The organism is Streptomyces sp. NPDC050504 (assembly GCF_044458065.1).
Taxonomy (GTDB): Bacteria; Actinomycetota; Actinomycetes; order Streptomycetales; family Streptomycetaceae; genus Streptomyces.
Genome location: NZ_JBITHO010000006.1, coordinates 276,231 through 291,928, shown reverse-complemented (window position 1 = coordinate 291,928; position 15,698 = coordinate 276,231). Strand labels below are relative to the sequence as shown.

Sequence of the window (15,698 nt, the reverse complement as noted above, 5' to 3'; positions counted from 1 at the left end):
AAAGGACCCGCACCCCGTGACCCCCACCCCCGACACGGCGTGGTTCACCCACGACCGGTTCGGCATGTTCGTCCACTGGGGCCTGTACTCCCTCGCCGCCCGGCACGAGTGGGTCAAGAACCGGGAGGAGCAGACCGACGAGCAGTACCGGGTCTACTTCGACCACTTCGACCCCGACCGCTACGACCCCGTCCGGTGGGCGCGCACCGCCAAGGCCGCGGGCATGCGGTACGTCGTCCTGACCACCAAGCACCACGACGGCTTCTGCCTCTGGGACAGCGACCTCACCGACTACAAGGTCACCAACACCCCCTACGGCCGCGACCTCCTCCAGCCGTTCGTCGACGCCTGCCGCGCCGAAGGGCTCAAGGTCGGCTTCTACTACTCGCTGATCGACTGGCACCACCCGTCCTTCCCCGTGGACGGCACCCACCCGCAGCGCGACGACGAGGAGTTCAAGGCCGCGGCCGCGGACCGCGACATCCGCGTGTACCGGCGCTACCTCCACGGCCAGGTGCGCGAACTGCTGACCCGCTTCGGCCGCGTCGACTACCTGTTCTTCGACTTCTCCTACGCGGGCCGCCACTGGTGGGGCGGCAAGGGCCCCGACGACTGGGACTCCCCGAAGCTGCTGGAGACGATCCGCGAACTCCAGCCGCACGTCCTCGTCAACGACAGGACCGGCCTGCCGGGCGACTTCGTCACCCCCGAGCAGTACCAGCCCACGAGCCCCATGACCAAGGACGGCCGGCCCGTGGTGTGGGAGGCGTGCCAGACCCTCAACGGGAGCTGGGGCTACGACCGGGACAACCTCGACCACAAGAGCGCCGACCTGCTGATCCGGATGCTCGTCGACGGCGTCTCCAAGGGCGGCAACCTCCTGCTCAACGTGGGCCCGAACGGCCGCGGCGACCTCGACCCCCGGGACGTCGCCCTCCTCGGCGGGCTCGGCCGCTGGACGGACCTGCACGAGCGGTCCGTACGGGGCTGCGGCCCCTCCCCGTACACCGCCCCCGCGGACTGCCGCTACACCCAGCGCGGCGACCGGCTCTACCTCCACCTGTTCTCCTGGCCGCTGCGCCATCTGCACCTGCCAGGACTCGCGGGCCGGGTGCGCTACGCCCAACTCTTGAACGACGCGTCCGAGATCGTCCGCGTCCACATCGCCCCCGGACAACCCGCGCTCAACACCGAAATGGGCGGCCAGCCCGAAGGCACCCTGACCCTCCAACTCCCCGTCCAAAGACCCGACACGCCCGTGCCCGTCATCGAGCTGTTCCTGGAACCCCCGGCCGACGCCTGAACCCCCAGGCAGGTCCGGTCATCCACCCCGCACCCCCCCCACGGAGGCATCATGGAACGACGCACGTTTCTCACCGGCACCGTCTTCGGAGCGGCCTTCGCCGCCCTTCCGCTCGGCACCCTCAGCGCGGCGGAGGCCTGCGCGTACACCGACGTCCCCGTCAACTCCATCGGCGCCCTCCAGAACGCGATCGACAACGCCGCGCCCGGCGACCGGATCGTCCTGGCCAACGGCACCTACACCGTCCCCGCGGGCACCTCCATCGAGGTGTCGGGCAAGCACGGCACCGAACAGGCCCCCATCACCATCACCGCCGCCAGCCGCGGCGGCGCGGTCCTCAAGGGCGAGAACGGCTTCGCCCTCAGCGACTCCAGCCACGTGACGATCTCCAACTTCTCCCTGCGGCAGGGCAGCACCCTGGAGATCCCCGAGAGCTGTTCCCACATCAGGCTGACCCGCAACGACCTCCAGCTCGCCGACATCGAGGGCATGCACTGGGTGATGGTCCGCGCGGACGACACCAAGATCGACCGCAACCACTTCCACGGCAAGACCACGCTCGGCGTCTTCCTCGGCGTCGAGGGCGCGGGCACCTCGGCGATGGCCCAGCGGGTGCACATCCTCCGCAACCACTTCTCCGACCACACCTTCCCCGGCGACAACGGCGGCGAGCCGATCCGCCTCGGGGTGAGCCCCCGGGCGCTGAGCAGCGCCCGCGCCGTCGTGGAGTACAACCTCTTCGAGCGCTGCGACGGCGACCCCGAGGCCATCTCGGTCAAGTCCTCGGACAACACCGTCCGGTACAACACCATCCGCGACAGCGAGGGCGGCATCGTCCTGCGCCACGGCAACCGCACCCGCGTCGAGAGCAACCACCTGATCGGCGGCAAGGAGGGCCTGCGCCTCTACGGCAACGACCACGTGATCGTCAACAACTACCTGGCGGGCCTCTCGGGCCGCGCGCTGGTCGTCGGCAGCGGCAGCACCCGCGACCACAACTCAGGCGAGACGCCCGAACAGCGGCGCGGCAACGACGCGTGCGACCGCGCGGTGATCGTGCACAACACCCTGTACAAGAACGCCCGCGCGCTCTCGGGAGAGAGCAGGACGTACGAGCCCCAGAAGGTGGTCATCGCCGACAACCTGCTCGTCGGCGACGCGGGCACCCTCGTCGAGATGGGCGCCACCACCGACTTCACCTGGCAGGGCAACATCCTGTGGGGCGCGGCGGCCGACGGCAACATCCCCTCCGGCGGCTTCACCCGGGTCGACCCCGGCCTGGCCCAGGGCTCCGACGGGGTGTTCCGGCTCACGGCAGGCAGCCAGGCGATCGGGAAGGCGAAACTGCTGGGGACGACCGTCGCAGACGACATCGACGGCCACCCGCGCGGCAGCGCGCGGGACGTCGGCGCCGACGAGTACGCGACGGCCGCACCGGTGCGCCGCCCCCTCACCCCCTCGGACGTGGGCCCCAACGCCTCATGACCGAGTACGCCCCGACCGGGCACAGGCTCGGCCTGTGCTCGGTCACCTTCCGGCACCTGACCGCCGACGAGGTCGCGCGCCGCGCCGCCGACGCCGGACTCGAAGCGGTCGAGTGGGGCGCGGACGTCCACGCGCCCCCGCAGGACCCCGACGCGGTCCGCGCGGTGCGCGCCGCCACGGAACGGGCCGGGCTCGTCTGCTGCTCGTACGGCTCCTACTTCAGGGCCGACCCGGGCGAGAGCGCCTCCTTCCCGGCGCTCGCCCGCGCCGCGGTGCTCCTCGGGGCACCGCGGATGCGGGTCTGGGCGGGCCGGAGCGGATCGCGGGAGACCGGGTCGTCCGAGCGGCGCGGCACCGCGGCCCGGCTGCGCGAGGCGGCCCTGATCGCCGCGGACCACGGCGTCGAACTCTCCCTGGAGTTCCACACCGGGACCCTCACCGACACCGTCGCCTCCACGCTCCGGCTGCTGGAGGAGGCCGACGCGCCGAACCTGCGCACGTACTGGCAGCCGCCCCTGGACTCCCCGGACGACGAGGCACTGGCGGGGCTCGCCGCACTCGCCGACCGCGTCAGCGCGGTGCACGTCTTCTCGTGGTGGCCCGGCAACCACCGACTGCCGCTGGCCGCGCGCGACGAGCTGTGGACGGGCGTCTTCGACCTGCTCCGCGCACGCGGCCTGCGCCCCGACGCGCTCCTGGAGTTCGTACCGGACAACGACCCCGCAGTACTGTCGCGCGAGGCCGGCACACTGCGGCGCGCGGCGGCCGACGGACCGGCACGCCCGGCGCATCCGGCCGACGCGGGTGCCCGAGCGCGCTCACCGAGGAGAGGGACATGAACATCACGGCAGCCGACAGGCTCCTGTTCGTCGGCGACTCCATCACCGACGCGGGCCGCGACCGCGCGGACATCGCCTCGCTCGGCGACGGATACGTACGGGAGATCGCGCGGAGCCTGCGCACCGCGGCAGGACCCACCGTCATCAACCGGGGAGTCAACGGCAACCGGGTGTACGACCTCGAAGCCCGCTGGAGCGCCGACGTCGTCGAACACCGCCCCACCGTCGTCACGGTCAAGATCGGCATCAACGACACCTGGCGGCGCTACGACCGCGGCCTGCTCAGCCCGGTCGACGAGTTCGAGGCGTGCCTCGACCGGCTCCTCGCGCGCACAAGGGACGAGCTCGGCGCCCGCCTGGTCGTCATCACCCCGTTCCTGCTCCCGGTCACACCCGAGCAGGAGACCTGGTACGAGGACCTGGCGCCGCGCACGGAAGCGGTCCTGCGCGTGGCGCGCGCCCACGACGCACGGACGGTCCGCGCGGACCTGGCGCTGCCCCGCGCCGCCGAGGAGACGGGGCCCGCGGCGCTGGCCCCCGACGGGGTCCACCCGGGCCCGCGCGGCAGCAGACTGATCGCCGACGCCTGGCTGACGGCGGTCGCTCCCGGTACGCGGAACTGATCACGCGGCTCCGTACGTTGGGAGGGGCGGGGCGCGTCGTGCGCTTCCGTTCCGTGCCCGGCCGTTCGGGGCGCGGGCGAAGGGATCGGGGGCAGGCATGGTGCGACAGGGCCGTTCCGCGCGCCTCGCCGCGTCCGCCCTCTCCCTCGTCCTCACCGTTCTCGTCTTCCTCGTCCCGTCCACGGCCGCCGCGCACAGCGCGGCACTCACCCCGCTCGGTCAGCACGAGAGGGCCGACGCGGGCAGGAAGACGAGCCCCGAGGACATCCCGGCGCTCCGCGTCACCGCACCGCACCGGCTGGACGCCCCCGCCCCCGAGCCGCACCCCGTACCCGCCGCGCGCACCCCCGTCGACAGCGCGCCGCGCCGCGCACTCGGCGGGCCCGACACGGCCCCCGCGGCCCCGGGCACACCACCGCACGGGGCGGCCGGCAGCGCCGCGCCGCGCGGCCCTCCCCACCGATGAGCAAGCAGACCGTCCCCAACGCCTGACCCGGCGCACTCCGCGCCCACCGGTCACGCGTTCCTTCGTCATGCCCTCATCGTGGAGAACCCATGAAACGCGCGCCCTTGTGGCGGGCGGTCGTCGCGCTCGCCGTCGTCGCCCTGTCCCTGTACGTCGCCCTCACCCAAACCGCCCGCCTCGGTCTCGACCTGCGCGGCGGCACCCAGATCGTCCTGGAGACCAGGAACTCGCCCACCGTCCGGGCCGACGCCCGCTCCACCGACCGCGCCCTTGAAGTACTGAGGCAGCGGGTGGACGCACTCGGCGTCGCCGAACCCAGCATCGCCCGCTCCGGAGAGAAGCGGATCATCGTCGAACTGCCCGGTGTCCAGGACCCGCGCAAGGCGGCCGAGGTCATCGGCCGCACCGCCCAGCTGACCGTCCACCCGGTGAAGGGGGAGACCGCGGCCAAGGGCGCGGCGAAGCCCGCAGCCGATGGTTCGCGCACCTTGCCCGACCCCGACCGGCCCGGCAGCCACCTGGTCCTCGGCCCCACGGCCTTCACCGGCGAGGGCGTGAAGGACGCCGAGGCGGTCCTCGACCAGCAGTCCCTCGCGGGCTGGACCGTCTCCCTCGAATTCCGCAAGAAGGCCGGCGGCACCTGGTCCCGGATCACCGGGGAGGCGGCCTGCGCGCCCCAGGGATCCCCCGAGCGGCGCGTCGCCATCACGCTCGACGACCGGATCATCTCGGCGCCCTCCGTCAACCCGGACGTGCCGTGCGGGACCGGCATCACCGGCGGCTCCACCCAGATCACCGGCGGCTTCGGCCAGTCCGAGGCCCGCGAACTGGCCGCGCTCGTCAAGGGCGGCGCCCTGCCCGTCCCCGTCGACGTCGTCGAACAGCGCACGGTCGGCCCCACGCTCGGCGCCGACGCGATCGCCGCGAGCACCCAGGCCGCCGTCATCGGCATCGTGCTGACCGCCCTGTTCATCACCGTCGTCTACCGGCTCCTGGGCGCGCTCGCCTCCCTCGCGCTCGGCCTGTACGGACTGATCTCGTACGCCGCCCTGGTCGCGCTCGGCGCGACGCTCACCCTGCCGGGGCTCGCCGGATTCGTCCTGGCCATCGGCATGGCCGTGGACGCCAACGTCCTCGTCTTCGAACGCGCCAGGGAGGACTACCTCGCCGTCAGATCCCGCGACCTGGCGAAACCGCTGCGCACCGGCTTCGCGAAGGCGTGGAGCGCGGTCGTCGACTCGAACGTGACGACGCTCCTCGCGGCGGGGCTCCTGTTCTTCTTCGCCACCGGCCCGGTCAAGGGCTTCGGCGTCACGCTGTGCATCGGCGTCCTCGCCTCGATGGTCACCGCCCTGGTCATCACCCGCGTCCTGGCCGAGTTCGCCGTCGGCCGCGGCCCCGTGCGCAGGCGCCCGGCCCTGACCGGCATCGCCGCCACCGGGCGGGTGCGCGGCTGGCTGGCCCGCCGCGACCCCGACCTGGTGCGCCACAGGCGCCGCTGGCTCGGCGCGAGCGCGCTCCTGGTCGCCGTGGCCGTCGCGGGCATCGTGCTGCGCGGGCTCGACTTCGGCGTGGAGTTCACCGGCGGCCGCCTCGTCGAGTACGGCACCAGCAGGCCCGTCGACGCCGACACCGCGCGCTCCGCCGTGTCCGACGCGGGGTTCCCCCGGGCGGTGGTGCAGGAGTCGGGGGACGGCGACATCACCGTACGGACGGAGAAACTGACCGACGACGAACAACTGCGGGTCAAGGCCGCCCTGGCGGAGCACGGCGGCACGGTCACCGTCGAACGCGACGAACTGATCGGCCCGAGCCTCGGCGCCGAGCTGCGCCAGAAGGCCCTCATCGCGCTCGGCGTGGCCGTCGCCGCCCAACTCCTCTACCTGAGCGTGCGGTTCCGCTGGACGTTCGCGGCGGCTGCCGTCTCCGCGATGGTCCACGACGTGCTGCTGGTGACGGGTCTGTTCGCCTGGCTCGGCAAGCCGGTCGACAGCGTCTTCCTCGCCGCCGTGCTCACGGTGATCGGCTACTCGGTCAACGACACGGTGGTCGTCTTCGACCGCGTGCGTGAAGCGCGCAGGCGCGATCCGGGGGCCGCCCTGGCGACCACCGCGAACCGCGCCGTCGTACAGACGCTGCCGCGCACCGTGAACACCGGCATGGGCGCGCTGTTCATCCTGACCGCGCTCGCGGTGCTCGGCGGCGACTCGCTCGCGGACTTCTCGCTGGCGCTGATCGCCGGGGTCGTGGCGGGGACGGCGTCGACGGTGTTCACGGCGGTCCCGCTGGCCGTCGCGCTCGAACACCGCAACCCGGCGGCGCCCCCTTCCGTGCCGGATGGCCGCGGCGCGGAAGGGGGCCGGGGAGAGGGCCCGTCGGAGCGGCGGAGGAGGCGGGAGCGGGACACGGGCGCGGTGGTCTGACGCGCGCCCCGCAGTGGCGGGTGGGCCCGGACCTCGTTCGGCCGGGCCCACTCACCGGTGCGACTCCGCCGGGCCGGGGAGGCGGGGGATGGAATTCCCGGCCCGGCGGAGGGCTCAACAGGCGCCGAGGTCCTGCCAGACGCCCCACTGTCCGGTGGTGCCGGGCTCTTCGCCCGTGGTCCACCACTTGGCCTTCCACGTGTGGCCCTTGTGCGACACCTGCTGGCCGCCGGTGTAGATCGCGCCGGACGACCAGGGCGCGGCCGTGCACTGGTTGCCGCTGCCGCCGGTGACGGTCAGGGAGAACGTCGCGGAGTGGGCGGCCGAGGGGCTCGCGCCGTTGACCACGAGCTGGTACGTGCCGTTGACGGCCGCCGATGTGGTGTTGACCGTGAGCGTGGACGTGCCTCCGGCCGTCACCGACGTGGGGCTGAGGGTGGCGGTGACACCGGTGGGCGCGCCGCTGACCGTGAGGTTCACGGTCTCGGCGGTTCCCGTGGTCACCGCGGTCTTCACCGTGCTGCTCACCGAGCCGCCCGCCGTGACGGTGGCGGAGGCGGGGGCGGCAGTGAGCGAGAAGTCGTTGCTCGGTACGGTGCCGCCGTTGGTGAAGGGCGCGAAGACGCGGGTGAAGTCCCAGGTGTTCTGCTCGATGCCGGAGCAGTTGTCCCTGGCGCCGCCGCCGGGGCAGCCGCCGTTGTCCCGCTGGAGCGCCCAGAAGGAGATCATGTTGATCCCCTTGGCGACGGCCCAGTCGTAGACCGTCCTGGCGTTGGCGAGGGTGAACGTCTCGGCGGGGCCGAAGTCGTCGACGCCGGGCATCTCGGTGATGCCGATCATGCCCCAGAGCTGGGCCGGGGTCTTGCCCGGGTAGAGCTGGGCGAGCTGGTCGTAGAGCCCCTGCGCGGCGGTCTTGGTGTCCTGCGCCATGTCGTGGGGCTGGTTGTCGTAGTAGTCGAACGTCATGAGGTTGACGACGTCGACCTTGGTGCCGTTGCTCACGGCGTTCTTCAGCACGGCGAGTCCGCTGGCGGCCAGGCCGCGGGTGGTCGTCGGCAGGGTGTACGAGATCTCCAGCTTGCGGCCGTTGGCGGTGGCCCAGTCCTGGAGCTTCTTGATGGCCTTGTTCCGCCGGTCGATGCCAGCGGTGTTGTCCAGCGCGTCGACCTCGATGTCCATGTCGAGCCGGGGGACGTCGTAGGTGGTGACGACCTTCTGGTAGACGGCCGCGACCTGGTCGACGTTCGTACAGCTGTCGGCGATCTCGGTCCCGGTGGTGTCGGCCGTGTAGCCGCCGAAGGAGGGGATGACGTCGCCGCCGCGCCCCTGGATGGTCTTGATGTCGGTGCCGAAGGAGGACGCGGCGATGGGCAGCGAGGTGTCGCCGTTCCAGTAGGCGGTGCAGGAGCCCTTGGTCGCCGTCTGGAGGAACGCCATGGTCAGGTGTTTGGCCCCGGACTGGGCGCTGAGGGCGGCGGGGCTCTCGCCCGTCCACGACTCGAAGTAGGGGGCGAAGACGTGCGGGGGGAGCGGGGTCGCGGCCTGGGCCGGGGAGCCCGAGATCGCGGTCAGGCCCAGTGCGGCCAGTGCGGTGGCCGCCGCGGTGAGAGCGGCACGGAGGGAACGCATACGTCTCATGGCCATCCAAGAGGTGAGGGGGGTGTCGAGTGGGGATGAGGAACTGACGTCGCCCTCCGGGATAGTCCGGCGGTCATAGGCATGTCAATGGTCTGAACCAAATGAGGACTAGACCAATTTGAAGGGTGTCGGCGACCCCGGGCGACCGTGCGCGGCGCCGTGCGCGGCGGGCCCGCTGGTCAGAGGGGCTGGGCGGGCGCGGGGGCGGTCGGGGTCGCGCCGTGGCCCTGCTGGGTAAAGGTTGTCTCGTGACGTCGTCGCGCAGGGACGCCGCTCCCGCGGGGCAACGGAAAGGGCCGGCCGATGGATCGGCCGGCCCGGGGCGCGGGCAGGGGCTCTCGGACCCCGCCCGCGCGCCTCCAACGGGATCGCCCCGGCGGACGGTCCTACTGCACGACGCCTTCGGGAAGGCAGATGTACCCGGGCCCCCACATGTTCTTCTCGACGTGGTCGGGCCGCGGGCACTCCAGCCACACCGCGCGGTACTCCGCGTTCTCCAGGATGAGCCGCTGCTCCTCCGGGGACTCCTGGACGAAGCGCACGAAGTTCTCGTCGGAGAGCAGCAGGGGGGCGGGGTCGGGGCAGTGGGCCAGGGCCGGTGAGGCGAACCCGAGCGAACCGGCCGCGGCCAGCAGGGCCACGGCGAGGCGAGTGCGGAAACGGGGCATGCGGAGCTCCGGTGCGGGAGGGGACGGCGAACGCACCCTTAACCGCCGCGACCGCAGAAAGGTTACTCCGAAATGTCCGCATTTCCCGTGCCCGGAGTCCCTTCGCCGCGACAGCTCTGGCCTGAAGGATCGTTGCGTGGATCCCGGGCGGGTTGCGAGTCTGGGCGCAGGTACGACCAGAACGGGAACGCTTCAGTGAAACGGATCCACTTCACGGCCGAGGACATAGCGCGGACCAGGCTGGGCCCGACGATCGGGGTGGCGGCGGAGACGCTCGACAGCTTCAAGCTCCTCAAGGGCCAGGACACCCGCCGGGCGTTCGATCCGTGGCGCGCGTCGCTGACGCACCGCCTGGACGACCGGGTCGCGCCGCTCGCCGCGCTGGTGCCCGTGCGCGGCCCCGTCGTCGACATGTCGGGCCTCGCGGGGGACTCCACCTCCATCGACGAAGCGGTGGAGAACCTCCTGGCCGCTCCCCGCGCCCTGCTGCGCGCGGAGCTGGGGCACATCGCGTTCGACCGGGCGCACCTCCCCTGGGCGAGGCTCCTGGTGGAAGGCGACCGGGAGACCAGGCTCCAGCTGGCCGGGGCGCTGCGGGCCTGTCACGGCGTCACGGTCGCCCCCTACTGGCAGCGCGTGCGGACCCACCTGGCCGCGACGCGTTCCGGGTACGCGCGCACGCTCAGCGAGGGGGGAGTGGAGCGGCTGCTCGCCGCGCTCAGCGGGCCGATGCTCAACTGGCGGCCGCCCGTGCTCGAAATGAGCAACCCCGGGGACGGGGACATCCATCTGGACGGGCGCGGCATCGTGATCACGCCCACGATGTTCTCCTCGTCGCGGGCGGAACTGCTGATGGCCCCGCTGGACCCCGGCCGGGCACCGGTCCTCGCCGTGCCCGCCGCGGGCGACGCCGAGACCCTGCGGGCCCTGTGGGAGGCGGACGCGGACGGCGCCCCTTCCCTGGGCGACCTGCTGGGCCGGACCAGGGCGGAGGCGCTGGAGGCGACGGCCGACGGGTGCAGCACGCTGGAGCTGGCCCGGCGTCTCAACGTCTCGGCTGCGGCCGCGAGTTACCACGCGAAGGTGCTGCGCAACGCCCGGCTGATCACTACCAGGCGCGAGGGCAAGGCCGTGCTGCACGCCGCCACCTCCCTGGGCATCGCCCTGCTGGAGTCGCACGTCCGGCACGACTGACACCGCCGGGCACGCCCGCCGTTCGGCGCCCGCTGTCCGTCGACCGGCTGCCGCCCTTCCGAGGTGGCAGCCCGGCGTGCAGTCCCCTGCGCTGCACGCCGCGCCTGCCAGGACATCGTCCGTGACGCGGCACGGGATCGGCCATGTATTCAACGGTGATCGAACACAACCACCGCCTCCCGTCAGGGGCTTCCGGGCCCACCCATGCCTGAACCGACTGGTTCATACACTCAACTGAACGGTTCGATCTGAAGACTGAACCGATCGGTTGACAGGGTGAACCGATCGGTTTAAGTTTCTCGGTGTCAGGGCGGCACCGCGCCACCCCGACCGACCACACCGAGGAGCCACCCCATGACCGCTTCGAAGATCATCGCCATCTCGGGCTCGCTGCGCGCCGACTCGCACAACACCCAACTGCTGCGCGCGGCCCAGAAGTTCAACCCGGGTGGCCTGGACATCGAGATCTACGAGGACCTGCGCGACATCCCGCCGTACGACATGGACCTCGACACCCCCGAGCGCCGTCCGGCCGTCGTGGCGGAGCTGCGCCGCCGCGTCCTTGAGGCCGACGGACTCCTGATAGCCACCCCGGAGTTCAACTACTCCATCCCCGGAGTGCTCAAGAACGCGCTCGACTGGCTGAGCACCGACTGGACCAAGACCGAGGGGCTGCCGCTGCACCGCAAGCCCACCGCCATCCTCGGCGCCGCCCCCACCAACTTCGGCACCGTCCGCGCCCAGCTGGCCCTCCGCCAGGTCTTCGTCTGGACCAACAGCGACGTCGTGGTCAAGCCCGAGGTCCACGTGTTCCGCTCGCACGAGCGCTTCGACGGCGACGGCAACCTCACCGACCAGGTCACCATCGACCTGCTCCAGGGCCTGCTCTCCGAGCTCCGCTCCAAGGCGGAAGCGGCGCGGGACCGGTCGTGAGCGCCGTCACCGCCACCTACCTGGGCACCGCCACCGTCCTGCTGCGCATCGGCGACCTGACCGTCCTCACCGACCCCGCGCTCGACCCCGGCCCCGCCGACTACCCCGCCGTACGCCCGCTGCACCGCACGACGGGACCCGCGCTGTCCGCCGACCGCCTGCCGCCCATCGACCTGGTGCTGCTCTCGCACGACCAGCACTTCGACAACCTCGACCACGCGGGACGCCGGGTCATCGGCCGGGCGGCGTCCGTACTGACCACGCCGGAGGCCGCCGACAGGCTCGGCGGCCGGGCCGAGGGGCTGCGCACCTGGGAAGCCCGGAAGGTCTCCACCGGCACCACCACCGTGACCGTCACGGCCACCCCCGCCCGGCACGGCCCCGAGGGCACCGAACAGGCCACGGGACCCGTCACCGGCTTCGTCGTCGAGTACGACGGCGGCACCCTCTACGTCTCCGGCGACACCGTCCGCCACGACGCCCTCGCCGAGATCGGCGAACGCTTCGCCGTGGACACCGCGTTCCTCCACTTCGGCGACGCGCGCTTCCCCTCCACCGGCGACCGCGCCTTCTCCCTGAGCGCACGGGAAGGCGCGGCCCTCGCCCGGACTCTCCGGGCACGCACCGTGGTCCCGCTCCACTTCGACTCCTGGGACCACCTCGCCGAGGACCCGGCCCGCATCACCGAGGCCTTCACCGCGCCCGACCTGGCCGGACGCCTCCGCTGGCTCGCCCCGGGCGTCCCCGAACACCTCTGAACCCCGGCGCCCGCCCTGGATCCCGGCCCGCACCTTTGCTTCCGGCCCGCACCTTCGCCTCCGGACCAAGCCCTCGATCCCGGGCTGCCGGATTCCTCCACGAACACCCCTTCCAGGGCCGTTGAGGCCCCACCACCACAAGGACGACGACATGCCGCAGACCGTCACCACCGCCGAGACCACCGCCCTGCACCAGGTCCGCCACCACACCGCCGAGATACAGGGCCACCGGATCTTCTACAGAGAGGCCGGCGACCCGGCCAACCCGACCCTGGTCCTGCTGCACGGCTTCCCCAGCAGCTCCTCGATGTTCCGCAACCTGCTGCGCGACCTGGCCGATTCGTATCACCTGATCGCCCCCGACCACCTTGGATTCGGCCAGTCGGACACCCCGTCGACGAGCGAGTTCACCTACAGCTTCGAGGCGCTGACCGACATCACCCTGAACCTCCTCGACACCCTGGGAGTGGAGCGCTTCGCCCTCTACATCCAGGACTACGGCGCCCCGATCGGCCTGCGGATCGCCTCCCGCCACCCCGGCCGGGTGACCGCGCTCGTCAGCCAGAGCGGCAACGCCTACATGGAAGGCTTCACCCCCTTCTGGGACGTCCTGTTCGCCCACGCCAAGGACCGCGCGGCCCACGAGCCCGCCGTACGCGAACTGCTCACCGCCGAGGCCACGCACTGGCAGTACACCCACGGCGTGCCCGCCGACCGGCTGGACCGGATCTCGCCCGACACCTGGACGCTCGACCAGGCCGGCCTCGACCGGCCCGGCAACAAGGAGATCCAGCTCCAGCTGTTCTGGGACTACCAGTTCAACCTCGACGGCTACCCCGTCTTCCAGGAGTACTTCCGCACCCACCAGCCGCCCGCCCTGATCGCCTGGGGAGAGAACGACGAGATCTTCGGCCCGGCGGGCGCCGAAGCGTTCGCCCGCGACCTGCCGAACGCGGAGATCCACCTGCTCGACGCGGGCCACTTCGCCCTGGAGACCCACGGACCCGAACTGGCCGCCCTCATCCGCGACTTCCTCGCCCGTACGCTCTGACCGGCTCCCGCCGCCCGAACCGTTCACGGACGGCGCCCCCCCCTCCTCCCGCACCGGGTGGCACAGCAGACGCTGTGCCACCCGTTCGGCGTTCCCTCCCCACCCTCCCCGGCCTCCCCGCCCGTCCCGCGCCGTCCCGCGCCGTCCCACTCCGTCCCAGGGAAGACCGCGGGACTCCCAGGGGCCGGAACCCGCTTGTCGCACCCGCCCCATTCGGCCATGATCGGGCGCTGTTCGTCCGGACTTCCGGACGTGCGGCGGGACTTCCGGGGGGAACGCATGACGGAGCACGGCCTGGGCGCGGGACTGCGCCAACGCCATCTGACGATGATCGCGCTGGGTGGCGCCATCGGAGCCGGCCTGTTCGTCGGGTCGGGGATCGGCATCACGGCCGCCGGACCCGGAATCCTCGTCTCGTACCTCCTCGCGGGCGTCCTCGCGGCCCTGGTGATGAGGATGCTGGGGGAGATGTCCGCCGCACGGCCGGTCACGGGCTCCTTCGCGGAGCACGCGCGGCGTGCGTTCGGGCCGTGGGCGGGGCTGCTCTCCGGCTGGATGTACTGGGCCCTGCTCGTCGTCAGCGTGGCCGCCGAGGCCCTGGGCGCCGCGCGCATCATGAGCGGCTGGGTGCCGGCCGTGCCCGACTGGGCGTGGGTGGCCGCGTTCATGAGCCTGTTCACCCTCAGCAACCTCGCGGGAGTGCGGCACTTCGGCGAGCTGGAGTTCTGGTTCGCGGGACTGAAGATCGCCGCGATCTTCGGCTTCCTCGCGCTGGGGGCCGCCGCCGTCACCGGGGCGCTGCCGGGCCACGCCTCACCGGGAACGTCGCACCTCTTCGGGGACGGCGGCTTCCTGCCGCACGGATGGCACGGGGTGGCCGTCGGCATGGTCGCGGCGGTGTTCGCCTTCGGCGGCCTGGAGACCGTGACGATCGCCGCGGCGGAGTGCGACGACCCGGTCCGGGCGGTGCGCAGGGGCGTACGGGCCGTCATGTGGCGGGTCGCGGTCTGCTACATCGGGTCGATGGCGGTGATCGTGGCGCTGGTGCCGTGGAACGCGCCGGGCGTGGCCGACGGCCCGTACGCCGCCGCGATCGAGAGCATCGGCGTGCCGGGAGCAGCCGACCTGATGAAGGCCGTGGTGCTGGTGGCCCTGCTGTCGGCGATGAACGCCAACGTCTACGGCTCGTCCCGGATGCTGTACGCCCTCGTCGGACGCGGCGACGCACCGCGGCCCCTGGCCAGGTTGACCAGGGGCTCGGTGCCGTACGCCGCGGTGTTGGCCTCGGCTGCCTTCGGTTTCGTTTCGGTCGTGCTGAGCCTGCTCTGGCCGCGCACGGTCTTCCCGTTCCTGCTCAACTCGATCGGCGCCGCGATCCTCGTCGTCTGGGCGCTGATCGCCGCCTCCCACCTGCGGCTGCACGGCCCGTCCGTGCCCGCGGCCGCGGCGCTCGCCACGATCGGCGGCATCCTGCTCTTCATGCTGGGGGACGCGGAGAGCCGGACGCAGATCCTGACCACGGGCGCCTGGACGGCGGGACTGCTGGCCTGGGCCTGGTACCGGAGCGTCAGGAGCGCGCGTACCGGGCGAGAAAGAGATCCACTCCCGAGCTGATCATCCGGTCCAGCTCGGCCCCGTCGACCTCTGTGCCGGTGGAGAAGGTGTGCACGAGCTGGGGCACCCCGACCGTGACCGCGACGAGCTGCTGCACGGCGAGACCGGGGTCGGGCACGTCCAGGGCGCCACGGGCGCGAAGCTCGGTGAAGGCGTCGATCAGCGGCCCGTTGTTCATCTCGTAGCTCACCCGGTACCAGAGCTGGCCGAGCTGCGGGAAGCGGTCGATCTCGCCGATCACCAGGCGGCGCAGCGACATGATGTCGGGGCGCAGCAGGATGCGGGCCCAGTCGGTGGTGAGCTGGACGAGGGCGGCGCGCAGGTCGGTCGCCTCGGCGATGGTGGAGTTGAAGGGCTTCAGACCGGCGTACGTCTTCGGCAGGACGCCACCGACGACGGCGAGGAACAGCCGCTCCTTGCTGCCGAAGTGCTTGTAGATCGTCGCCTTCGAGACGCCGGACCGGCTGGTGATGGCCTCCATCGACGCCGCCGAGTACCCCTCGGCGAGGAACTCGGTGAGAGCGGCGTCGACGATGGCCTGGTGCTTGCGCGAGGCCGCGTCGGCGGGGTCCGGGATGATCGGGATGCCGTACTGGTCGACGGTGTCCTGGGTTTCGGCGCCCATGGGAGTCCTTACGCGGTTGGGGTCGGGGCTTCGTGGAGGGGGAGAGCTGGGAGAAGGGGAGGGAACTGGGAAGGGGAG

Annotated in this window: 14 protein-coding genes; 11 read left to right on the top strand and 3 right to left on the bottom strand. The window is 72.1% G+C overall.

Translation table 11 applies throughout. The features are described from left to right. Positions 1-16 precede the first annotated feature (16 nt). The 6 genes from ACIBNE_RS24030 (at position 17) to secD (ending at position 7,139) form a co-directional block, all read left to right on the top strand. Positions 17-1,303 carry an alpha-L-fucosidase gene (locus tag ACIBNE_RS24030; protein ID WP_399274740.1) on the top strand — a complete coding sequence of 429 codons (1,287 nt, stop codon included), beginning with the start codon at positions 17-19 and terminating at the stop codon, positions 1,301-1,303. A gap of 51 nt (positions 1,304-1,354) precedes the next feature. Further along, positions 1,355-2,788, top strand: coding sequence for a polysaccharide lyase 6 family protein (locus ACIBNE_RS24025; RefSeq protein ID WP_399274738.1), 1,434 nt, complete (start codon positions 1,355-1,357; stop codon positions 2,786-2,788). Further along, positions 2,785-3,627 (top strand): sugar phosphate isomerase/epimerase family protein, encoded by an 843-nt coding sequence (locus tag ACIBNE_RS24020; protein ID WP_399274736.1) that lies wholly within the window; start codon positions 2,785-2,787, stop codon positions 3,625-3,627. Before ACIBNE_RS24025 ends, ACIBNE_RS24020 begins: the two co-directional genes overlap by 4 nt. Further along, positions 3,624-4,250, top strand: a complete 627-nt coding sequence (locus tag ACIBNE_RS24015; RefSeq protein ID WP_399274734.1) for an SGNH/GDSL hydrolase family protein — start codon at positions 3,624-3,626, stop codon at positions 4,248-4,250. The genes ACIBNE_RS24020 and ACIBNE_RS24015 overlap by 4 nt, the downstream gene beginning before the upstream one ends. Before the next feature lie 97 nt (positions 4,251-4,347). Beyond that, positions 4,348-4,716, top strand: coding sequence for a hypothetical protein (locus ACIBNE_RS24010; protein ID WP_399274732.1), 369 nt, complete (start codon positions 4,348-4,350; stop codon positions 4,714-4,716). An 89-nt stretch (positions 4,717-4,805) separates the two neighbouring features. Beyond that, positions 4,806-7,139, top strand: coding sequence for a protein translocase subunit SecD (secD, locus tag ACIBNE_RS24005; protein ID WP_399274730.1), 2,334 nt, complete (start codon positions 4,806-4,808; stop codon positions 7,137-7,139). A 114-nt stretch (positions 7,140-7,253) separates the two neighbouring features. Here secD and ACIBNE_RS24000 read toward each other — a convergent pair whose 3' ends face one another. Both ACIBNE_RS24000 and ACIBNE_RS23995 read right to left on the bottom strand, forming a co-directional pair. After that, the gene (locus ACIBNE_RS24000) at positions 7,254-8,777 is read right to left on the bottom strand and encodes a glycosyl hydrolase family 18 protein (protein ID WP_399274728.1); all 1,524 of its coding nucleotides are present in this window, start codon (positions 8,775-8,777) and stop codon (positions 7,254-7,256) included. Positions 8,778-9,163: 386 nt separating this feature from the next. Then, the gene (locus ACIBNE_RS23995; RefSeq protein ID WP_399274726.1) at positions 9,164-9,445 is read right to left on the bottom strand and encodes a hypothetical protein; all 282 of its coding nucleotides are present in this window, start codon (positions 9,443-9,445) and stop codon (positions 9,164-9,166) included. 195 nt (positions 9,446-9,640) lie between these two features. Here ACIBNE_RS23995 and ACIBNE_RS23990 point away from each other — a divergent pair, with 195 nt between their 5' ends. The 5 genes from ACIBNE_RS23990 to ACIBNE_RS23970 all read left to right on the top strand — a co-directional run bounded on the left by ACIBNE_RS23990 (position 9,641) and on the right by ACIBNE_RS23970 (position 14,995). Beyond that, on the top strand, positions 9,641-10,639 hold the full coding sequence (locus tag ACIBNE_RS23990) for an ArsR/SmtB family transcription factor (protein WP_399274724.1): 999 nt from the start codon (positions 9,641-9,643) through the stop codon (positions 10,637-10,639). Positions 10,640-10,993: 354 nt separating this feature from the next. Further along, a complete protein-coding gene (locus ACIBNE_RS23985; RefSeq protein WP_399274722.1) occupies positions 10,994-11,572 on the top strand; it encodes an NADPH-dependent FMN reductase in 579 nt (192 codons plus the stop codon). Next, complete coding sequence (locus ACIBNE_RS23980) at positions 11,569-12,330, top strand: MBL fold metallo-hydrolase (protein ID WP_399274720.1); 762 nt, start codon at positions 11,569-11,571, stop codon at positions 12,328-12,330. The genes ACIBNE_RS23985 and ACIBNE_RS23980 overlap by 4 nt, the downstream gene beginning before the upstream one ends. Positions 12,331-12,481: 151 nt before the next feature. Then, a complete protein-coding gene (locus ACIBNE_RS23975) occupies positions 12,482-13,381 on the top strand; it encodes an alpha/beta fold hydrolase (RefSeq protein ID WP_399274718.1) in 900 nt (299 codons plus the stop codon). Between the two features lie 279 nt (positions 13,382-13,660). Next, positions 13,661-14,995, top strand: a complete 1,335-nt coding sequence (locus tag ACIBNE_RS23970) for an amino acid permease (protein WP_399274716.1) — start codon at positions 13,661-13,663, stop codon at positions 14,993-14,995. On the opposite strand, the gene ACIBNE_RS23965 is transcribed toward ACIBNE_RS23970, so the two are convergent. After that, positions 14,949-15,620, bottom strand: a complete 672-nt coding sequence (locus ACIBNE_RS23965) for a TetR/AcrR family transcriptional regulator (RefSeq protein WP_399274714.1) — start codon at positions 15,618-15,620, stop codon at positions 14,949-14,951. The two genes, ACIBNE_RS23970 and ACIBNE_RS23965, sit on opposite strands and share 47 nt — an antisense overlap. Positions 15,621-15,698: the final 78 nt, after the last annotated feature.

Excerpts from the sequence above, each read along its gene's own strand:
- ACIBNE_RS23965 (WP_399274714.1), bottom strand. The coding sequence starts at position 15,620 with ATGGGCGCCGAAACCCAGGACACCGTCGACCAGTACGGCATCCCGATC.
- ACIBNE_RS24010 (WP_399274732.1), top strand. The coding sequence starts at position 4,348 with ATGGTGCGACAGGGCCGTTCCGCGCGCCTCGCCGCGTCCGCCCTCTCC.
- ACIBNE_RS24020 (WP_399274736.1), top strand. The coding sequence starts at position 2,785 with ATGACCGAGTACGCCCCGACCGGGCACAGGCTCGGCCTGTGCTCGGTC.
- ACIBNE_RS24025 (WP_399274738.1), top strand. The coding sequence starts at position 1,355 with ATGGAACGACGCACGTTTCTCACCGGCACCGTCTTCGGAGCGGCCTTC.
- ACIBNE_RS24015 (WP_399274734.1), top strand. The coding sequence starts at position 3,624 with ATGAACATCACGGCAGCCGACAGGCTCCTGTTCGTCGGCGACTCCATC.
- ACIBNE_RS23985 (WP_399274722.1), top strand. The coding sequence starts at position 10,994 with ATGACCGCTTCGAAGATCATCGCCATCTCGGGCTCGCTGCGCGCCGAC.
- secD (WP_399274730.1), top strand. The coding sequence starts at position 4,806 with ATGAAACGCGCGCCCTTGTGGCGGGCGGTCGTCGCGCTCGCCGTCGTC.
- ACIBNE_RS24000 (WP_399274728.1), bottom strand. The coding sequence starts at position 8,777 with ATGAGACGTATGCGTTCCCTCCGTGCCGCTCTCACCGCGGCGGCCACC.
- ACIBNE_RS23970 (WP_399274716.1), top strand. The coding sequence starts at position 13,661 with ATGACGGAGCACGGCCTGGGCGCGGGACTGCGCCAACGCCATCTGACG.
- ACIBNE_RS23975 (WP_399274718.1), top strand. The coding sequence starts at position 12,482 with ATGCCGCAGACCGTCACCACCGCCGAGACCACCGCCCTGCACCAGGTC.
- ACIBNE_RS23995 (WP_399274726.1), bottom strand. The coding sequence starts at position 9,445 with ATGCCCCGTTTCCGCACTCGCCTCGCCGTGGCCCTGCTGGCCGCGGCC.